Here is a 19,930-nt window from a genome sequence, read left to right as displayed (position 1 = left end):
ATTCGTCTTTCCTGACGGATTTTTGCGGAATTTGGTGAGAAACGGACGGTGGGGGGGGTGGGTTTGTCTTTTTTGTGGAAAAGTGCGCGGGCTTTCGTTGTTTGGCGCACGCAGCGCCTTCACCGGCGAGGCTTTGCAGGCCGTGTGAAGGGGGAATTCGTTTCCGGCACGACCACAAATATCGCGGTCGAGTCACCATGCGCCACGCCATGGCTTCGGCGTCAAAGAGTGCGATATGCGAGGCGTTCGCCGGGTCCGCCATCGCCCGATTCAGTGATCCAACGCCGTCCTGAGCGCTGGATAGGTGTACGTCACATCCCACTCAAGGTAGTGACCGGCGCGAAGTAGCCCGCAGTGTCAGGGACTAATGGGATATTGTTTGACTTGATATCGATTGTACGTGGGCCGGCCGCTTCGCGCGAATAACGGGCGAGCCCCAGTCGGGGGGCTGAGAAATTCGACATGTCCTCGTGGGTTACGTTCTCTCCTTTCATCTGGATATTGATTTCCTTTCCTGAATATCAAACCAGGGATGATTGAAACTGCCCTGCTGGAACGGGGAGTCATCCGTCTAGCTCTTGAGCGTGATCCCGTACCAGGAGAACCCGCTTAACTCCGCCAGCGAGCACAGCCACATCCATTGGCCTTCGACCATCGGACACGATGAGCGGTCCTTGTACACCGGCACCGTGCGCACCATGTCGAACTTCTGGCCTTTCTCCAACTGAAGAATGTCGGTCGCGCCACATTCCTTCGTCCAGCCTTCCCATAATCCCGTCTCGGGACACGTCATGCCGGTACGCAGGTTCATGTAGCCGTATTTCTCGCGCTTCTTGAACTGCTCTTCCTCACGCTTTTTCTTGCGCATCTCGGGGGTGAGGTACGGATAGGCGCGGGTAATATCGACCATCCAGAGCGTAGGCTGCGTACCTGCTGGCGCGTTGTCCGGTGGCTCCACATAGCTCACGTCAACATCGACTTGGAAACGGCTGTCCGCACGCTCATTCGCACGGAAGCGGTAGTTCCGGGTTTTGAAGGGAGATGGGACCGGCCCCATCTCATTGCCTTCGGAGCGGGAACCATCGTCCTTTATCCAGTAGTCCGCCAGGTCAAGCTGCTTTCGCAGAATGGAGGGCGTGATACCGCGAACCGCAGCATAGAAGTAAAGGCGAAAAGTTGACGGGACAATTGCAACTCGTGAACGATCTTCTGAGTAGTCGAGTGGATCATCTGTTATCCGAATCGTAATATCCGACGAAGGAATAGTGCTGTTATCGAACGAATACTCCTCGCCAATACCCGATTGTCGATATTTATCGACCAATCTAATTTTACCAAATTCAGCGTCACGTCCCCGGAATGGTTTGTCATCTCGCAATATCAACATGGCCTCTTTCAGAGTGTCCATTACTGATTTCTCCTGCTCAGGCGTTATCTGACTAGCCATTTCCGCTGACTCCGAGCTGGGTGAGGACACTCTCGTATTGCTTTGTGCATATGCCGGGATTGAGCACAAAAGCATGGTCAGCATCACCCCAATACTGTTTAACAGCATCCTCTGTCGCATATGCATCTTCCTCGTGATAATGACTACGATATCCCGGCTCTTTACGCTGCCCCATCAGCAGCGCCTGCTCTGGTGTCACGCCCCGCAACTTGCAAACCTCTGCCTGTACCTTGTCGGCGTCTGCAAGGATAGGTTCATATGGCTTGTATCCCTTTGCACTGGTTCTCGCATCAACGATGAACCACCAGTAGTAGAAGATAAGCATCCGGTGCACACCGATTTTTACAAGATCGTTGTTGGGAAATGGCGTTGCTTCGGCCATCTTTCTGACGGATTCAAGCACAGCACTTTCGAACATCGTCGCGATCCCCGGAAACTGCACGTAGTCCTTTGGATAAGTGCCATACAGCGACATCATCCAGAACGTCTGCTGGCAGTGCCGAGATTCGTGGTAAATCGTTTCCGCGAGGTCTCGCAAGTGATCGTCAAAGAGCATGCGTGAGATTTTCTTCTTCGTTTCATCCTCACTCATATCAATCGCATTAAGATCCCGGAACACCCTTTCAATGCTCGTTGACTTGACGATACCCATCAACCACTGTTTCGCCACAAAACCCGCCAGCATGACCCCATCAAGCGCGATCCCATATTGTGGAGCGTCGTCCGATGTAACAACCTTAATTGATGGCATCGCATCATCGGGCAAACCGAATGCCCCCGAGCACAACGCAGCCAACAGAGGTTTCCTAACTGCTCCCGCAATTGAATCCTGAATCACCGCAGCGGGCTTCGACCGCAACCCCGCCCAATCGAGCGAGGTCAGCGCCTTTTTCACCGCGGCCGTATAAGTCTTTGCCACTGGGTATTCGACATCGCTCCGCGTATGTTCGCTCGCAGGACTTGGCGCTGCGTTGCCGACATAGCGATAGGTGCGCAAGCCGAAATTCATCGGATCACACGTCAGAAAATCCGGCGACTGGCCCTTCGAAGTCGCACCGCTTTCCGGTGTAGAAGCCGTCTTTCCGCCAACTTGGGTCGTCCTCCTCATGACGGCAGACGGTGGCGGTGGCTCGGTTGTTGCATCGTGATAGACGGTCGTGTTCACCAGACCAATCACGTTCCCCGGCTCGCTCTGCGACATCAGCTCGATCAAGCCGAACGTTGCCACGTTACTCGTGGCCATCTGCATTTCGCCCAAGTCGTTCGTCACACCCTGAATGACCTGACCATCATCCAGCGTCAACCGGTACGGCTGATTGGGTATGGCAAAGCCGCCCTGGTTCTCGACCAGCACGTGATGCGCGGCCAGCCTGCCGGGGGTATCCTGCGTCACGGGGTAATCGACCGGCTTTGCCTGCGGGTCCGCTGTCGCGTGGTTGGCCGCATGGACAAGAAACGCGCCGTTTGTATGGCCGGTGATCCCCAGACCCAGCACGAGTTGCGCATTGTCGGCTTCCAGGACAATACGTTTGCCCTTGATGCGAATCTCGCCCTGTGTGCACAGCATGTTGATGACGCGCTGCGCGATCAGGTCCATCGTGCTGTCGCGGGATTCGATGTACACCGGCCCGGTTGCAATCAGCCGCATCACCTTCTGCGCATAGAAAGCGATCTTTTCGAGCGCCGACGCGAAGAACGACTTCCCGGTTGCGACTCCGAGGCTACCGCCCGCCGTGAGCGCGGTATGCCTGCCGCTGACGAAGTGGGCATCGTCTTCGGCGACGGCCTGAAGGCCTGCCGCGCTCGCCAGTGTGAGATGCGGCCGCTCGAACTCGGGGAAGTCGCTGGCTCCCGTGCTGGCCTTACCGCGCACTTCTGCGTTCGCCTGCTTGACCGACTGGACGACATCAGCCTGATCGCCGGTCGCATCCTGTGCGCCGCGTTGCTGCGCAAGCTGCGCCGCACTTTCGTGCACATCGCGAGCACGCGTTAGCCGCGCCACGGTCTCACCGTTCTCCTTGACCTTGCCCTGCGCATTGGGGCGGCCATCGGTGGTGAGAAACACGCCGTCCGCGCCCCGCATCGTCGCCTGTCCGTCCGTGCGTATCTCGGCCCCGATACCGCGCTCCTCCTGCCGTCCCTCGTTGCCGTCGATGCGCGTGATGTAGCCAAGGCTCAGGCTCGATTTCGCATGGTCGCTCGCAAGCTGAACCTGCTGCCTGCCATGGGTGTCGTCCAGCGCGAGATGGTTTGATCCACGGCCATCGGCCTCCCTGCTGCGCAGCCCTGACACCCACATGTTGCGCGACAGCGCCCAGGGCGGCGGATTGTTCTTTCCGCCTATGCTCCCTGCGATGTAGGGCATGTCGGGGTTTCCGTTGACGTGCTCCACCACCACTTCGCTGCCGATGCGCGGTACAAACGCCGACCCCATCTGCCGGTTCTGCCAGGGCTGCACGACCCACAGCCAGATGAATGATTTGTGGTCGAACTTCCCCTCACGGTCGGGGACGAGCTGGCAGCAAACGCGGCCCTGCTCGTCGACCCAGAGTTCGTGATCGTCCGGGCCGGTCACGACAGCCCGCTCCGAACCGATCACAGGCCACGGCGTGATGATCGGCAGACGGTAATGGCAGTTGTTCGCCGGCTGGATTTCGAACTCGCAGTCACAACGGAAGGCCTGGTCCGTACCGCTCGCCTGGTCATTGCACTCGATGGTCAGCGTCGTGGAGAGGACTACCCATTCCTGGTTGGCCTTCTTCATCGGATGGTTCACCAGTTCAAACGTGTAACCGGGGCGCAGGCCGCGCAAGTGGCCGAAGCCATTCGCACGAAACCCCTGGCTACGCATCGACTGCATGCGCACCGTCGCCACCTGCCGCGCCTGCTCGTCCAGGTCAAGGGGACGGCCATGAAGTCCCATTGATCCCTGGAGCGGCTGGCTCACATTGGCATACTCGTAGAACTCCTGATCGGCCTCCGCCGTGTCGCGGGGGTTCTCGTCACTCTCGCGCAGCGGCATGTTCGAGCGGCGCATGCGTGGCTGCATGGGGTCGTGGTCAACCGCCGTCGCCTTGCCTTCGGTCCAGCCGCTCGCGAACTCCAGTCGCTCGATGTGTTCCTCATCGATACGGTTCTCACCCGGCGCATAGCGCAGCGTCTCGTAAGCCTCGCCGTGCGGATGGAACGCGCCCATCGTGTCGGCAATGACGAGCCGGTGAAACCCTTCGCTGTGCTCGAACCAGAAGAACAACCCGGCACGTTCACACCAGCGCCTGAAGCACGTCCAGTCGGATTCGAAGTATTGCCGTTGCAGGTCACGCCTCGGGTAGTGATCGCCATGAAGCGGTCCCGCAATACGCCAGTCAATCGAGATCGGGTACGGGTGAAGCAGTTCGCCAATCGCTTCGATGATGGTGCGGTTCTGGAAAATCCGGTAGCTTTGGCCTTTTGCAGCCTTGGCCAGTGCCGGTTCGATATCAAACTCGTACACCATCGACCGGTTATCGCGCCGGATGAAGCGGGCAGCGCCGATACGTCCTGAAATCTCGCGCACATGGAAACCAATATTGCCGCGCCCGGTGTCGCCCGGCATGCCGGGAACAAATGTGCCCCGGCCCGGAACGTCAATCGATACCGTGACTTCCGTCCCCACCACCTTGTCCAGGTCGAGCGTGATGATGTCGGGAACGGACGGAACCCTGACATCGGTCCTCATACGAACGGTGTAGCGGTAGCGTTCGCCAAGGGCTTCCCTGCCATGCAGATGGATGGGAACGAGAACGCACTGCGTCACGCCCTCAGATGTGGCAGACGGCTGGACGCGGTAATACCAGTCCGGTCGGGGGCCTGGCGGTGTAAAGCGGGGCAGCGCAGGCCCGTCTATCGACATGGGTCTTTCGGGTGCCTCATATCGCTTCGGTTGATTGTGCTTGTGATTCCTCACGCACCCTCCCCGGCAGCGATGAGCATGGCTCCGCACGCGGTCCTGTTCCCGAGGAACGCCACGCGCACGCCATTGTGTGTTCGCGCGCCCTCCGCCTTGATGGGAAACCTGCCGCCGCACTTCGGGCAGTCAACCATGTGTCCGTCGAGCGCCACGCGGATACCCTTATGACTGAGATTCGGCGCGGCTTCGACAACCGTGCCACCGTGGTCCGTTGTATCGCCCTGGCGGGCAACTTCGTGTCCGGTTGCTGCATCCTTCATCTGCTGTTGCCTCCGTCAAGCCTGACCATGCGCTCTCCCATATCGAATCTGTGTTGCCGATACCACCACGTCGTTCCCGCCATCAATATCGGAAAGGTCCGAAACACACATGCAAATTGGATAAATTCCTCTCAGGGTGATAGACAGCAAGGTCAACTCTTTCAAGCTCATGCATATGCATATGCACCTCCAGCGTTGCGATCATGTCCCGTCGGCATACGCCGGGCTTCAAGCGCTATCACGTATCGGATCAGGTCATCAGGTGAGTAATCACTCTGGAACACCTCGACGCCCTAGAACTTCTTCGACCCGGAAAGCGTCACGCGCATCGGCATCCATATCAGCCTCTTAAAAATAATGGAGCAATCCTTAATAAATTGCGTAAAAAGATTCCGCCTGCACATCGTCTACGCTTGGGCTTAAAGTGCACCACAATCCAGACGACGCAACGAGCGCGCTCGTGGTCGTTGTCCGCCCTGCGCACCTACCCGGATAGCCAGTGCAGGAAAACCAGACGTTCCAGAAAGCAATTAAGAAGAGTTGGCAACCCGGAAGGAAACTACGTTACCAGCAGCCTCGAACGCCTCTCCGACAAGGCCGGCCCATTGCATAGGCGCGCATCAGGGAGACACGGCCGGGTTTCGCAGGCGTATCGGTGCTGAGATTGCCTGACCGCCAAGCCTGGGCCACCAATGCTTCGGAGGCGACGATACCAAGTGCCGGTGCGAGCGGCCTGAAGGCTCGCGAATTTGCGCGGCGTCAGCTACAACGTACGCAATATCGGTTCGCGACCGAGGCTCCCGTGTGGCACCAAGTCTGCGTCCTGGATGATTTCAGAACATTCAGAAGAAGTCCTATCGCGTGATTTTCCTCGAATACCCACGAGGCTCATCAAAATCGGACACCAACAGCACGCCCTCGCCCCCACCGCCCTGCCTCTACGACCCAGCCGCGCCCCTACGCCGCCCGCCGCGCCCGCATCCCGCTCCCAGCGGCGTCCCCCGCCATCGACTCGCGCACACAGCGCGCAAACTCCTGCGCGGCCGGCTGAACCGTCGCAGGCAAGCGCAGACAGATCGCGAACGGCGGCAACGCGGGCAAGCCATACGCTTGCGGCGCGAGCGTCTCCAGATCGGCCGGCACGGTCGAGACAAGCCACGTCGTGATCGCAAGCCCCGCGCGCACCGTGGCGGCGGTCGCCTCGATATTGCCGCTCTCGAACACCGTGCGCCACGCAATGCCCGCGTCCGCGAGCGCCCCGAGCACCACCGGCCGGAACGCGCAACGCTCGTCCACCATCGAAAGCGGCAGCGGCCGCTTCTGCCACGCGTCGCTGTCGCGCCCCTTCACCCACACCAGCGGCTCGATGCGAACCACTTCGCCCTGGGCTTCGCTCGCAATGGACTCGACCAGCGACACGTCCACGCGGCCGCTATTGACCGCCTCGCTCAGTTCCGGCGACGCGCCGCACACGAGCGAAATCTCGACGTGAGGATGCGCCTCGGCGAACGCCTTCATCGCGGGCGCGAGCGGCGTCACGAGGTCGTAGGGCACGCCCACGCGCAGGCTGCCATGCAGCGGGCGGCCGGTCATGTCGGCCCAGATTTCGTCGTTCAACTTCAGCAGTTGGCGCGCTTTCACGAGAAACTGCTCGCCGTGACGCGACAGTTCCAGCTTGCGCGCCTTGCGCACGAACAGCAGGCAATCGAGCAGGTCTTCAAGCCGCTTCACCTGCTGGCTCACGGCGCCCTGGGTCATGTGCAGCCGATTCGCGGCAACCGTCATGCTGCCGCTTTCGGCGACGGCAACAAAGGTCCGGATCAGGTCGAGGTCGAAGTTTCGGGTCATCGACACATTATGCAACGTAATGGATTGCATCAAGATTATTGCCTTTGATGATGCATGGGCGATCCGTACAGTGCAAAGATCATTCACGCGGACCTGCACCGATGACCTCGATCCTCCCGCTTCTGCTGTTCGTCGCCGTCGCGACCATCACGCCCGGCGGCGCGACCACGCTCGCCACCGCTTCGGGCGCGCGCTTCGGCTTCGCTCGCTCGATGCCGCTGATGCTCGGCATCGCCATCGGCCTCGCCTTGCTCGCCGCCGTCGCCGCGCTCGGGCTTGGCGGCCTGCTGCTCGCGCTGCCGTCCCTGCAAACGGCCGTGAAAGCGCTTGGCTCGGCGTATCTGCTGTGGCTGGCGTGGCGCATCGCGCGCAGCGGGCCGCCCAACGCGAGCGCGGGCCCCGCACGGCCGGTTACGCTCGTCAACGGCCTGCTGCTCCTGTGGCTGAACCCCAAAAGCTGGGCGATGACGGTGGGCGCGGCCGCCTCGTTCGCGTTGCTTGCCAGCAGTCCGAACCGGCTCGCGCTGCTGCTTGGCGCGACATTCGGCGTGGCCGCGTGCGCTTCGCTTGCGCTATGGTGCGCGCTCGGCGTGCTGTTCGCCCGGCTCTTTCGCACGCCGCGCCACTGGCGCATGCTCAATCTCGCGATGGGCGTTCTGCTCGCCGCTTCCATCATTCCAACCTGGAGATAAGGATGCCTGATTATCCGTTTGCCGATTCATTCGACCTTGAAGCCGCGTTCGCCGAGGTGTCCGAATACTGGTCGCCGAAAGTCGTCGCCCAGGTCAACGATCAATACGTGAAGATCGCCAAGGTGCGCGGTCAACTCGTGTGGCACGACCACGCGCACGAGGACGAACTGTTCTTCGTCGTGCGCGGACATCTGAAGATCCAGTACGAGGGCGGGCGCGTCGTCGATCTGCCCGCGGGTTCGATGCACGTGGTACGGCGCGGCACCCTGCACAACCCCGTTGCCGACGAAGAATGCTGGCTCGTGCTGATCGAGCCCGTGCAGACGAAGCACACGGGTGATGTGGACTCGCCGTTGACGAAGACCATCGAGGAGCAGTTAAGCGGGACGCGTTGAATCCGGTATTCACAGCGCCTGTAGATTTTCGCCTCAACCGTCAAGAACGTGATACGCACCGCATAACGCGGCGCGCGTGCCCGGTTGTGCCTGGCCACGTTCGAGCGGCCCGAAACGGCTTCTATGACATGATCGGCGCGTCCTGCAACCGGAACGCGACCATGCCCCGTCTGCCCCACGCTCTTGCCTGTCTGAAAGCCGGCGCGATCGCCGCCACGCTCGCACTCGCGGCCGCGCCGCTCGCCATTTCCCCCGCCGACGCCTGCACGCGCACACTCTATGTCGGCGACAGCGGTCTGGTCATCACGGGGCGTTCGATGGACTGGTCCGAGGACATGCGCTCGAACCTGTGGGTGTTTCCGGCCGGCATCGAGCGCACGGGCAACGCGGGGCCGCGCTCGCCGCGCTGGCGCTCGAAGTATGGGAGCGTCGTGGTCTCGGGCTACGACATCGGCAGCGTGGACGGCATGAACGAGCGCGGCCTCGTCGCCAATGCGCTTTACCTGGCCGAGACCGATTACGGCAAGCCCGATTCGGGCCATCCACCGCTGTCCATCAGCCTGTGGGCGCAATACGTACTCGATAACTTCGCCACGGTTGGCGAAGCCGTGGCCGCGCTCGGCCGCGACCCGTTCCAGATCATTGCGCCGCCGCTGCCCGACGGCAAGCCGATCTCGATCCACCTCTCACTTTCCGACTCGCAAGGCGACTCGGCGATTCTCGAATACATCGACGGCAAGCTCGTCATCATGCACGACAAGGCCTATAAGGTGATGACGAATTCGCCGATCTACCCCGAGCAGCTCGCACTCGATGCGTACTGGAAAGGCGTGGGCGGCCTCGCGTTCCTGCCCGGCACGAATCGCGCGGCCGACCGCTTCGTGCGCGCCTCGTTCCTGCTCGACGCGATTCCCAAGAAGCCCGATCCCGCCTATATGGCGGGCGTGCCGCAGCAAAATCCCGCTTACCAGGCGGTGGCGAGCGTGATGAGCCTCATGCGCTCGGTGAGCGTGCCGCTCGGCATCACCACGCCCAACATGCCGAATCTTTCGTCCACGATCTGGCGCACGGTCGCGGACCAGACCGATCTCGTCTACTACTTCGACTCCGCCACGCGCCCCGACACTTTCTGGATCTCGCTGCGCAAGCTCGACCTCAAGCCAGGCGCCCCCGTGATGAAGCTCACCATCGACTCGGGCCAGGTTTATTCGGGCGAGGTGTCGGGCAATTTCGTGGCCACGACGTCGTTCAAGTTCATGCCCGCGCCCGCGCCTTGAGCGCGATGACCTTCCCGCTCGCCCCGCAAGCGCCCGCGCTCATTTCGCAAACAACTGGCCGATGTCCTTGAACGCCTTGAATTCGAGCGCATTGCCGCAGGGGTCGAGCAGGAACATCGTTGCCTGTTCGCCCACCTGACCCTGAAAACGCACGTACGGTTCGATCACGAACTGCACGCCGAAGGTTTTCAGGCGCTCGGCCAGCGCCTCCCACTCGCTCCATCCCAGCACGACGCCGAAATGCGGCACGGGCACGTCGTGACCGTCCACGGGGTTCGTGTGGGCGTGCTCCTGCGAGGCCGTTTTCGGATGCTCGTGAATCACGAGCTGATGGCCGAAGAAGTCGAAATCGACCCATTGCGTGCTGGAGCGCCCTTCGGCGAGGCCGAACACGCGGCCGTAGAAGTCGCGCGCGGCGGGCAGGTCGAAAACGGGAATCGCGAGGTGAAACGGCGACAGCGACATGGCAAGTCTCCTGTGTACTGTGTGCTGTGTATGGGGAACGGTTGCCGCAATGGTAGACACACTCAAGCAAAAACAAAATCAATATATAATTTTCCGATACACAAATTATTTTGATGAATGATACGCGAGCTCAAAACCCTCGTTGCGGTAGCGGAGCAAGGCACCTTCGCGGCGGCGGGGCAAAAGATCGGCTTGACCCAGGCGGCCGTGAGCGCGCAGATGCAACGGCTCGAGGCGGAGCTGGGCTTCGCGCTGTTCGACCGTGAGGGCCGCGCCGCGCGCCTGAACGCCATGGGCCAGCAGATCCTCGCGCAGGCCCACGAGGTGATCCGCCTCTACGAGAACCTGAGTTCGAGCGCGGCCGGGCCCGCGGCCACGGGGCGCGTAACGCTCGGCGCCATCGCCTCCGTGCAGCGCGCGCTGTTGCCGGCGGCGCTGGCCGAATTCCATCGTCGCTGCGCGGGCTGCCGCACGCGCGTGATTCCGGGGCTCTCCATGGAGTTGATCCATCTCGTGGACGCGGGCGAGATCGACATGGCCGCCATCATCCGTCCACCGTTCGCAGTACAAAGCGATTTGCGCTGGACCTCGCTTGCGCGCGAGCCCTTCCGGCTGATCGCGCCGCGCCACGTGAAAGGCGGTGACTGGGCCGCGCTGCTGGCGAGCCAGCCCTTTATCCGCTACGATCGGGCCTCGTTCGGCGGGCGCCAGGTGGACCGCTTTCTGCGCCGCATGCATTGCACCGTGCAGGACGTGAGCGAGCTGGACGAGCTGGAAGCCATCGTCGAACTGGTGGCGAACGGCGTGGGTGTCGCGCTGGTGCCGCAAACCGTGGCGTGGCGGCGTTGGCCCGCGAAGGTGCGTGCGCTCGATCTCGGGCAGCACACGTTTCATCGTGACATCGGCCTCGTGCATCGCGCACCGGGCACGCTGGGCGAACCGGCGCGCCTCTTGATCCAGCTAATCGAATCGTGCGCCCGCGAGCAGCTTGCGGGCGCGCCGCAATGAATCCGTCCTCCCCTTTCCCCACGCTGGAGCAACAGACTTGAGCACTCCCGAACAACTGCTTTTCCTGCCCGGCGCATCGGGCAACAAGGCTTTCTGGCAACCGCTGTCCGAGCGCCTCGCCACGCGCGCGGCGCGCGAGTTCGTGGGCTATCCGGGCTTTGGCGGCGAACCGGCGGACCCGGCCGTTGCCAGTATCGACGACATCGTCCGGCGCGTGGTGGCCCGCATCGATCGGCCCACGGCGTTGGTCGCGCAGTCGATGGGCGGCGTGATCGCCGTGCGCGCGGCGCTCGACAAGCCGCAACTCGTCACGCATCTCGTGCTGACGGTCACCTCGGGCGGCATCGACACCGCCGCGCTCGGCGCGCAGAACTGGCGCGCGGGCGACACAAGCGCCTTCCCAAGCTGGTTCGTCTCGTACCACGCCGACCTCTCGGACGACATTGCGCGCCTCACGCAGCCGGCGCTGCTGCTATGGGGCGACAGCGATCCGTTGAGTCCGCTTGCGGTGGGCGAGCGGCTCAACGCCCTGCTCGGGAACGCCACGCTGCACGTGGTGCGCGGCGGCGAACACGATCTCGGCAGCGTCCACGCCGAGGCGCTGGCGCCGCTCGTGGACGCCCATTTGCTGGCGCGCTGAGCCCGCAGCGCCGCCGGGCAGCAGGGGCGCGATCAGTCGTTTCAACCAAATACGTCCACAAATACATTAGAAATAACTGGACGAAAATCAATACGATTGCGGAAATCACTGGATCGCGTGCAGTTACCCAGGCGCGATCACCGCCTATCGACTGAACCGCCCCCGACCACAGGAACGCCCATGCCGCGCCCCATCGCCGCCCGCATCCAGCCCGACGCCATCCGCCACAACCTGCAACTCGCGAAGCAGACCGCTTCCGGCTCGCGCGCCTTTGCGGTCATCAAGGCCAATGGGTACGGTCATGGCATCGAGCGGATTTACCCGGCGCTGGCCGGGGCGGACGGCATCGCCCTGCTCGACCTCGATGAAGCCGTGCGCGTGCGCGAGCTGGGCTGGACCAAGCCGCTGCTGCTGCTCGAAGGCGTTTTCGAGCCCGCCGACGTCGAACTGGCTATCGCGCACCGCCTCACGGTGGCCGTGCATTGCGACGAGCAACTCGACCTGCTCGCGGCCGCCAGGCCCGAATCGTCGCGTGGCCCCGTCGACATCCAGTTGAAGATGAACTCGGGCATGAATCGCCTGGGCTTTCGCCCGCATGCGTATCGCGCCGCGTGGGAACGCGCGCGCACCCTGCCTTCGGTCGGCGCGATCGGCCTCATGACGCACTTCGCGAACGCCGACGACGGCCAGATCGACTGGCAGCTCGACACCTTCGACGCCGCCGTGCAGGACCTGCCCGGCGAGCAGTCGGTGTCGAATTCGGCGGGCGTCCTTTGGCACCCGCGCGCGCATCGCGACTGGGTGCGGCCCGGCACGATCCTCTACGGCGCGTCGCCCACGGGCGTGGCGCGTCATGTGGCGGGCATCGGGCTGCGCGCGGCCATGACGCTCACGAGCCGCATCATCGGCGTGCAGACGCTCGCGCCGCAGGAGACCATCGGCTATGGGCGCACGTTCGAGGCCGACCGGCCCATGCGCGTCGGGGTGGTCGCGTGCGGCTATGCGGACGGCTACCCGCGCCATGCCCGCAGCGGCACGCCCATCGTCGTGGGCGGCGTGCGCACGCGCGTGGTGGGCCGCGTCTCCATGGACATGCTCACCGTCGACCTCACGCCCTGCCCGCAGGCGGGCATCGGTTCGAGCGTCGAGCTGTGGGGCGACCAGGTGAGCGTGGACGACGTGGCCGAGGCGTCGGGCACGATCGGCTATGAACTCATGTGCGCGCTCGCGCGGCGCGTGCCGGTCGTCGTGACCGACAACACGGAGCACGCGCTCGCCACACAGGCACAAGGCGAGAGCGTGGCCGCCTGACGGCCACACACAAGCCCGCCCCGCGCTCGTTGACGAAATATCGTCAATCTTCCGGTTGAGCCACGGCCTTGGGTCACCTATTTTGGTGATGACACGCGCAGCGCATTGCACGCCGCGCAACGGCATCCCACCAAGGAGACACCCGTGGCCGACCAGGAGACTCAAGACTACGCGCCGCATCACGCGGATTACCGGCTCATCGGCGGCGCGGGCGAACGCGCGCGCGCCGCGGGCCTCGTCAACGCGGACTGGTACCGCTGCGCGGTGCCGCGCCCGGTGATGAAGCAACTCATGCAGCGCGGCGACGCGCGCGCGATCCGCGACACGGCGATCTGGTACGCGGCGATCATCGCGAGCGGCGTGCTGGCCGGGTTGCTCTGGCATGCGCATTCCTGGTGGGCCGTGCCCGCCTTCCTGCTCTACGGCACGCTCTATTGCAGTCCCGCCGATTCGCGCTGGCATGAATGCGGTCACGGCACAGCGTTCAAGACACGCTGGATGAACGACGCGCTCTATCAGGTCGCCTCGTTCCAGGTGTTGCGCTGCGCGACGATCTGGCGCTGGAGCCACGCGCGCCATCACACCGACACGCTCGTCGTCGGCCGCGATCCCGAGATCGCCGCACCGCGCCCCACCGACTGGCTCTCGCTCGCGCTCAACCTCTGCGCGCTCAAGCACGCCTCGAACGAACTGCCGCGCATGGTTCGCGCCGCGTGCGGGCGTTTGAGTGCGGAGGACCAGAGCTTCGTGCCCGCCTCCGAATGGCCGAAGGCGATACGCGAAGCGCGCCTGAGCCTGCTCGTCTATGCGATCGTGATCGGCCTGTGCGTCGGCTACCGCACCATCCTGCCGCTGCTCTATATCGGCTTGCCGAGCCTCTACGGCGCGTGGCTGTATCTCTACTTCGGCCTCACGCAGCACGCGGGCATGCCCGAGAACGTGCTCGACCACCGGCGCAACTGCCGCACGGTGATGATGAATCCCGTGTTCCGCTTTCTCTACTGGAACATGAACTATCACGTCGAGCATCACATGTTTCCGATGGTGCCGTTTCATGCGCTGCCGCGCCTGCACGAAGTCGTGAAGACCGACATGCCGCCGCCTTATCGCAGCAGCCTCGCCGCCTACGCGGAAATCATTCCGGCGCTCGTGCGGCAAACGCGCGACCCCTCGTATTACGTGGCGCGCCCGGTGCCGGGCCACGCGGAAGCCTGAACCCTTGCGCGCGCAACCATTCGACAAAAGATTCAGAACAGGAGACGACACATGACGCAATGGATCGAGGCAGCGGCATTCGACGATATCGAAGACGAGGACGTCATGCGCTTTGACCACGGCGGACGCACCTTTGCGATCTACCGCGTGGAAGACCAGGTGTACGCAAGCGACGGGCTCTGCACGCACGAGCACGTGCACCTGAGCGACGGACTCGTGATGGGCCATGTGATCGAATGCCCCAAGCACAATGGCCGCTTCGACGTGCGCGACGGCCGTCCGCTGTGCGCGCCGGTATGCGAAAAGCTCGCGACCTATCCGGCCAAGGTGGAAGGCGGGAGGATCTTCATCGAGGTATGAGCGATGAAGCGGCGCACCCGGCCGATGCGAATCGCTGAAAAACCACGCAAACGTTAGCGTGGGGCGCGCCGATCGTTACGGTGTATTAAACAGAAAAAATTGAGCACTCTCTCGCGCCCATGTAACGAGAATGACATAAATAGTCATTAGCGTGCTGGTTCTCCATATTAATCGGAATGGATAGCCATGCATCCCGCGCTCGCGCAGTTTCGTCGTCCGGGGCCTTCCATGGGCCCTCGCAGCGCCGGGGAACTGGCTCAGGAAGTGCCGGCCATCGACGCGGCGGATTCCAATTCGCTCGTCATGGAGATTTTCTATTCGCGCCGCGACATGGCGAGCCTCGCGGTGATCGACAACGATCGCCCCATCGGCCTGATCAATCGCGACATCTTCCTCTCGCAAATGAGCAAGCCGTTTCATCGCGAGCTCTACGACAAGAAGAGTTGCATCGCGTTCATGGACAAGGAGCCGTTGATCGTCGATGCGGAAATGAGCATCGAAGCGCTCACCTTCAAAACGGTGGAAGTGGGCGAAAAGGCGCTGGTCGACGGCTTCATCGTGACGCGCGAAGGCCGTTTCGCGGGCGTGGGCAATGGCCTGCGGCTGCTTTCCATCGTGGCGGAAATGCAGGCGGAGAAGAATCGCCAGATCATGCAGAGCATCGAGTATGCGAGCGTGATCCAGCAAGCCATGCTGCGCGCCTCGCGCGAAACGCTCGGCAGCATGCTGCCCGACGCGGCGCTGCTATGGGAGCCGCGCGACGTGGTGGGCGGCGACTTCTATCACTTCGCCGCGTTCCCCGACGGCTGGTTCGGCGCGGTGGCCGACTGCACGGGGCACGGCGTGCCCGGCGCGTTCATGACCCTGCTCGCTTCGGCCTCGCTCTCGCAGGCGCTCGAACAACTCGGCCCGCGCAACCCGTGCGCGCTGCTCGCGGCGGTCAATCGCAACGTCAAGGCGCTGCTCGGCCAGATCCACGGCGCGGGCGACGCCCCGCAGTCCAACGACGGGCTCGACGCCGCGTTCTTCTGGTTCGACGCGGCCCGCCAGCAACTGCAATTCGCGGGCGCGCGTGTCGCGCTGCATGTGCTGCGCCCCGCTGCGCCGCAGTTCGAAAGCATTGCCGGCGACCGCATGGGCGTGGGCTACGTGGACAGCCTGGCCGATTATGCGTGGGCCCAGCACGCCGTCGATGCGCCGCAAGGCAGCCTGCTGTTCGTTTCGACCGACGGCTTGACCGACCAGATCGGCGGCCCGCGCAAGATCGCATTCGGCAAGCGCCGCGCGCTTGACCAGATTCTCGAACGGCGCGACAACGCCGCCTCTTCCATTTGCGCGAGCCTGCTCGACGCGCTGGCCGACTGGCAAGGCAAGCAGGCGCGCCGCGACGATGTCACGCTTTTCTTTGCACGTGTTTAAGGTAGTCCAACCATATGTCTGGAATTCTGGATCAGAACTGCTGCTTTTTTGAAATTGCCCAGAAGCGCAATTTGCTTTTCTATCACAAAGGGTATTTCTCGCACAGCATCGTCGCCGCCATGAGCGAGGTTGTGAAGCTGCAACTCGAAGTGGCGGGACTGAGCACGGCCACGCGCCGCAAGATCTTCTCTTCGTTCATCGAACTTTCGCAGAACATCGTGCACTACTCGTCCGATGCGATCACCGAGGGCCAGGGAACGGGCGGCGCGATCCGCGAAGGCGCCATGTGCATTTCGGCCGAGGGCGAGCGCCACCTCATGGTTTGCGTGAACCCCATTGCCACGGCGGCCGTGGCCGAATTGCGCGAGAAGCTCGAACCGCTGCGCAACATGTCGATCGATGAGATCAAGCAGGCATACAAGATGTCGCTGCGCGCCGACACGCCCGCCGACAGCAAGGGAGCGGGACTGGGTTTTCTGACGATGGCGCGCGACGCGAGCGCTCCGCTCGATTTCGCGTTCCATCCGCGCGAAGACGATACGGACACCACACTGTTTTGTCTCAAGACCATCATCTGACCAGGGCACGCGCACAGCATGGATAACCTCTTTATCGCCGCCACGGCAACCTCGCCGGAAATCGACTTCCGCTTCGACGAGCATGTGCTTTCCCTGCGCGGCGAGTCGTACCCCGAGAACGCGGCCGCGTTCTATGCGCCCGTCATCGAGCGGCTCAACGGCTGGCTCGCGACGTGCACGGACACCCCCATCACGGTCGAAGTCACGCTCACCTACTTCAATAGTTCGAGCACGAAAATGCTGTTCAGCGTATTCGACGCGCTGGACCGCGCCGCTTCCTCGGGCAACCCGGTGCAGGTGAACTGGTATCGCGACGAAGAAGACGAAACGATCCTCGAGTTCGGCGAGGAACTGCAAACCGACTTCACGGCGATCAAGTTCAACGATTGCCCGGTTGCCACTTGAGTGGCGCTTTGAGGACTACGCGCGTGGAAACGACTGCCTTGCGGGACGCAACGAAGGATCATTCCCTGGACCTGTTCCGCAACGAGAGCGAGGCGCTGGAGCGCGCGCGAGCGAGCGCCGCCGATCCGCACGCGAGCGCGCAGGACTACCACGAGGCGCTGGCCGAGCTGATCCGGCATTACGAGCGCCTGATGCGCGAGACGCGCCGCCTGATCGGCCGCAGCGATCGCGCCGAGCGCGAAATGCAGGCGCTCGCGCAGCAGTTGCAATATCGCGCGACGCACGACGCGCTCACGAGCGTGCTCAATCGCAGCGCCGTAATCGAGCGCACGGTGAAGGCGCTGCGCGCGAACCGGGCCGTGATGATCCTGCTCGACATCGACGACTTCAAGAAGGTCAACGACGACTTCGGCCACCCCGCCGGCGACGCCGTGATTCTCGGCATCGTGAACTGTCTGCGCCGCATTCTGGGCGACGCGGGCATCATCGGCCGCGTGGGCGGCGAGGAGTTCACGGTCGTGCTGCCGGGCTTCGATATCGGCGAGGCGCTGAAACTGGCGGAACGCATGCGCCTGGCCATCGCCAATCACACGTTCCCCGCGCCGGTGAGCCGCGCCATCACGGCGAGCTTCGGCGTGAGCGATAATCCGGCCGGCACGGATTTCGACACCGCCTACGGCCTTGCCGACTCCGCCCTCTACGCGGCCAAGCGCGGCGGGCGCAACTGCGTGGCGTACGAAGGCCCCCTCGCGCAAGCGGAGTAAAAGGCGGCCCGCCGCGCGCTCAAGCTTCGCTCACCTGCACGTGGTAGACCGCCCACGGGCACGACACGAAACGCTCCTTGAGCGGCTTGCTCGCGAGTTCGGGAATGCGGTCGGCGTCGTAGACGGCCCACAGCGGCCCCAGCCCGCCAAGCGGCATCGGCTTGCCGTCCAGATGCGTGGCCACGATGAAGCGGTACGCGCGCACGGTGTCGAGCGGCACCATCACCGCGTAGCCGTCGATGGCGCGCAGCATGATCTTCGTCGCGCCCGCGTCGGGCGCGCCCACGCCTTGAAGCACTTCACTCAGTAGGGGACCCGACAGCGTGTGCGGCTGCGCATCGTATTCGAGCGTGGGGCGGATCGTGACGGCTGGCAGGCTCGCAAGCGATTGAAAGCTGTGCGTGTACGCTTCGGGAAACGTCACGAGTTGCTTGTGGAACAACTGGTCGAGCGCCGGATCGGTTGCACCGCGATTGTGCCGCTTGATGGCGCCGGATATCGTCAGGATCGCGGGCGCCGCCGCGCATGCGCCGTTCGTTTCGCGTTTGGCCGCGAATGCCGATGACGCCGCCCCGAGCGCAACGGCGGTGGTGAGGAAATGACGCTTGTTCATGCTGGGTTGCCTTTTTCTCTTTGGATAATAGTAAGCAGTAAGCGCAAGCCATGAGCGCCCTACAATGATGAAACCGGATAGCGCCCGGTGTGTAGCGTCGGCAGAACCCATGAGCGAGACAATCAATGACAGCGAAGCGGCCGGCACGCCTGGAATTGCCAGGGCAAATCGTACTCGTTTTGCAGGGCGGCGGCGCGCTGGGCGCCTATCAACTCGGCGTCTACGAGGCGCTGGACGAAGCCGGCATTCAAGTGGACTGGGTGATCGGCACATCCATCGGCGCGATCAACGCCGCGCTGATCGCAGGCAATCCGCCGGAGCGCCGTTCTGAACGGCTCGCCGAATTCTGGCATCGCGTGAGCGATCGCACGCGGCTCGACGTGGCGGCCGCGTGGCCCGGCTGGGACAAGACGTTTGCAAAACTCATGATCATCGGCGGCGGCATCGAGGGATTCTTCCAGCCCAATCCGGCCTCGTGGTTCGGACCGCTCGCGCACTTCGGCGTGGATCGCGCGTCGTATTACATGATCGCGCCGCTGCGCGAAACGCTCATGTCACTGGTCGATTTCGACCGGCTGAACGCGGGGCATCCGCGCCTCACGGTGGGCGCCGTGAACGCGCGCAGCGGCGCGATGCGTTACTTCGATACGCGCGAGCAGCGCCTCGATGTGGCGCACATCATGAGTTCGGGCGCGCTGCCGCCGGCCTTCCCGGCGGTGCGTATCGAAGGCGAGCCGTACTGGGACGGCGGCATCTACTCCAATACGCCGGTCGAGGTCGTGCTCGACGACAAGCCGCGCAATAGCTCGGTGATTTTCTCGGTGCAGGTGTGGAACCCGGCCGGCCCCGAACCGGACAGCATCTGGCAAATTTCGGAGCGGCAAAAGGACATTCAGTACGCGAGCCGAACCGACAGCCATATCGCGCGCCAACAGCAGATCCACCGGTTGCGCCACGTGATCCGCGAACTCGTGAAGCGTCTGCCCGAAGCCGAGCGCGCCACAGCCGAAGTGCAGGACCTGGCCGCGTGGGGCTGCCAGACCACCATGCGTCTCATCAAGCTCGCGGCGCCGCGGCTCGATGGCGACGACCAGTTGAAGGACATCGACTTCACGCCCTCCGGCATCGCCGCGCGCAGGCGCGCGGGCTACGAGGCCGCCATGCGTGCGATCGCTGCGCGCCCGTGGGAAGCGCCGATGGACCCGATAGAAGGCCTGAGCGTCTACAACGCCGACGAAGCGTAAAAAGAAAACGATATGAGCACGTGCGGCCCATATCGTCCCA

19 protein-coding genes are annotated in these 19,930 nt (G+C 63.1%); 13 read left to right on the top strand and 6 right to left on the bottom strand.

All coding sequences use genetic code 11. The annotated features are described in order from the left end of the window. Positions 1–571 precede the first annotated feature (571 nt). The 4 genes from C7402_RS10970 to C7402_RS10955 form a co-directional block, all read right to left on the bottom strand. Complete coding sequence (locus C7402_RS10970) at positions 572–1,408, bottom strand: hypothetical protein (RefSeq protein ID WP_116610663.1); 837 nt, start codon at positions 1,406–1,408, stop codon at positions 572–574. A 31-nt stretch (positions 1,409–1,439) separates the two neighbouring features. Continuing rightward, positions 1,440–5,339, bottom strand: coding sequence for a type VI secretion system Vgr family protein (locus C7402_RS10965; RefSeq protein WP_116610662.1), 3,900 nt, complete (start codon positions 5,337–5,339; stop codon positions 1,440–1,442). 50 nt (positions 5,340–5,389) lie between these two features. Next, positions 5,390–5,656, bottom strand: a complete 267-nt coding sequence (locus tag C7402_RS10960; RefSeq protein WP_116610661.1) for a PAAR domain-containing protein — start codon at positions 5,654–5,656, stop codon at positions 5,390–5,392. Between the two features lie 957 nt (positions 5,657–6,613). Beyond that, positions 6,614–7,504 carry a LysR substrate-binding domain-containing protein gene (locus C7402_RS10955; protein ID WP_116610770.1) on the bottom strand — a complete coding sequence of 297 codons (891 nt, stop codon included), beginning with the start codon at positions 7,502–7,504 and terminating at the stop codon, positions 6,614–6,616. A 101-nt stretch (positions 7,505–7,605) separates the two neighbouring features. Between C7402_RS10955 and C7402_RS10950 the strand changes: the two genes are divergently transcribed. The 3 genes from C7402_RS10950 to C7402_RS10940 all read left to right on the top strand — a co-directional run bounded on the left by C7402_RS10950 (position 7,606) and on the right by C7402_RS10940 (position 9,868). Continuing rightward, positions 7,606–8,196, top strand: a complete 591-nt coding sequence (locus C7402_RS10950) for a LysE family translocator (protein ID WP_112170444.1) — start codon at positions 7,606–7,608, stop codon at positions 8,194–8,196. A gap of 2 nt (positions 8,197–8,198) precedes the next feature. After that, a complete protein-coding gene (locus C7402_RS10945) occupies positions 8,199–8,591 on the top strand; it encodes a cupin domain-containing protein (RefSeq protein ID WP_112170445.1) in 393 nt (130 codons plus the stop codon). A 161-nt stretch (positions 8,592–8,752) separates the two neighbouring features. Then, complete coding sequence (locus C7402_RS10940; RefSeq protein ID WP_116610769.1) at positions 8,753–9,868, top strand: linear amide C-N hydrolase; 1,116 nt, start codon at positions 8,753–8,755, stop codon at positions 9,866–9,868. A 39-nt stretch (positions 9,869–9,907) separates the two neighbouring features. Here C7402_RS10940 and C7402_RS10935 read toward each other — a convergent pair whose 3' ends face one another. Continuing rightward, entirely contained in the window at positions 9,908–10,333 is a 426-nt protein-coding gene (locus C7402_RS10935; protein ID WP_116610660.1) for a VOC family protein, read from the bottom strand. 117 nt (positions 10,334–10,450) lie between these two features. On the opposite strand from C7402_RS10935, the gene C7402_RS10930 reads away from it, so the two are divergent. The 9 genes from C7402_RS10930 (at position 10,451) to C7402_RS10890 (ending at position 18,033) form a co-directional block, all read left to right on the top strand. Next, the gene (locus C7402_RS10930) at positions 10,451–11,341 is read left to right on the top strand and encodes a LysR family transcriptional regulator (protein ID WP_116610659.1); all 891 of its coding nucleotides are present in this window, start codon (positions 10,451–10,453) and stop codon (positions 11,339–11,341) included. A 37-nt stretch (positions 11,342–11,378) separates the two neighbouring features. Then, entirely contained in the window at positions 11,379–11,981 is a 603-nt protein-coding gene (locus C7402_RS10925) for an alpha/beta fold hydrolase (RefSeq protein ID WP_112170448.1), read from the top strand. 180 nt (positions 11,982–12,161) lie between these two features. Then, entirely contained in the window at positions 12,162–13,292 is a 1,131-nt protein-coding gene (alr, locus tag C7402_RS10920; RefSeq protein WP_116610658.1) for an alanine racemase, read from the top strand. A gap of 144 nt (positions 13,293–13,436) precedes the next feature. Further along, the gene (locus tag C7402_RS10915; protein ID WP_116610657.1) at positions 13,437–14,507 is read left to right on the top strand and encodes a fatty acid desaturase family protein; all 1,071 of its coding nucleotides are present in this window, start codon (positions 13,437–13,439) and stop codon (positions 14,505–14,507) included. A 51-nt stretch (positions 14,508–14,558) separates the two neighbouring features. Beyond that, positions 14,559–14,867, top strand: coding sequence for a MocE family 2Fe-2S type ferredoxin (locus C7402_RS10910; protein ID WP_116610656.1), 309 nt, complete (start codon positions 14,559–14,561; stop codon positions 14,865–14,867). Positions 14,868–15,170: 303 nt separating this feature from the next. After that, the gene (locus C7402_RS10905; protein ID WP_112170706.1) at positions 15,171–16,286 is read left to right on the top strand and encodes a SpoIIE family protein phosphatase; all 1,116 of its coding nucleotides are present in this window, start codon (positions 15,171–15,173) and stop codon (positions 16,284–16,286) included. Between the two features lie 14 nt (positions 16,287–16,300). Further along, positions 16,301–16,864, top strand: coding sequence for a SiaB family protein kinase (locus C7402_RS10900; protein WP_112170452.1), 564 nt, complete (start codon positions 16,301–16,303; stop codon positions 16,862–16,864). 18 nt (positions 16,865–16,882) lie between these two features. Next, complete coding sequence (locus tag C7402_RS10895) at positions 16,883–17,269, top strand: DUF1987 domain-containing protein (protein ID WP_116610655.1); 387 nt, start codon at positions 16,883–16,885, stop codon at positions 17,267–17,269. A 23-nt stretch (positions 17,270–17,292) separates the two neighbouring features. Next, positions 17,293–18,033, top strand: a complete 741-nt coding sequence (locus C7402_RS10890) for a GGDEF domain-containing protein (RefSeq protein ID WP_116610654.1) — start codon at positions 17,293–17,295, stop codon at positions 18,031–18,033. A 19-nt stretch (positions 18,034–18,052) separates the two neighbouring features. On the opposite strand, the gene C7402_RS10885 is transcribed toward C7402_RS10890, so the two are convergent. Continuing rightward, positions 18,053–18,646: a putative pterin-binding protein gene (locus tag C7402_RS10885; RefSeq protein ID WP_112170455.1), complete on the bottom strand. Its 594-nt coding sequence runs from the start codon at positions 18,644–18,646 to the stop codon at positions 18,053–18,055. Between the two features lie 125 nt (positions 18,647–18,771). On the opposite strand from C7402_RS10885, the gene C7402_RS10880 reads away from it, so the two are divergent. Then, on the top strand, positions 18,772–19,890 hold the full coding sequence (locus C7402_RS10880) for a patatin-like phospholipase family protein (protein WP_116610653.1): 1,119 nt from the start codon (positions 18,772–18,774) through the stop codon (positions 19,888–19,890). The last annotated feature ends 40 nt before the right edge of the window (positions 19,891–19,930 follow it).

Origin of the sequence: Paraburkholderia unamae (genome assembly GCF_003096875.1) — a bacterium.
Lineage (GTDB): Bacteria > Pseudomonadota > Gammaproteobacteria > Burkholderiales > Burkholderiaceae > Paraburkholderia > Paraburkholderia unamae.
Note: the sequence above shows the minus strand (reverse complement) of the source record. Positions and strands in the feature narration are given on the sequence as shown.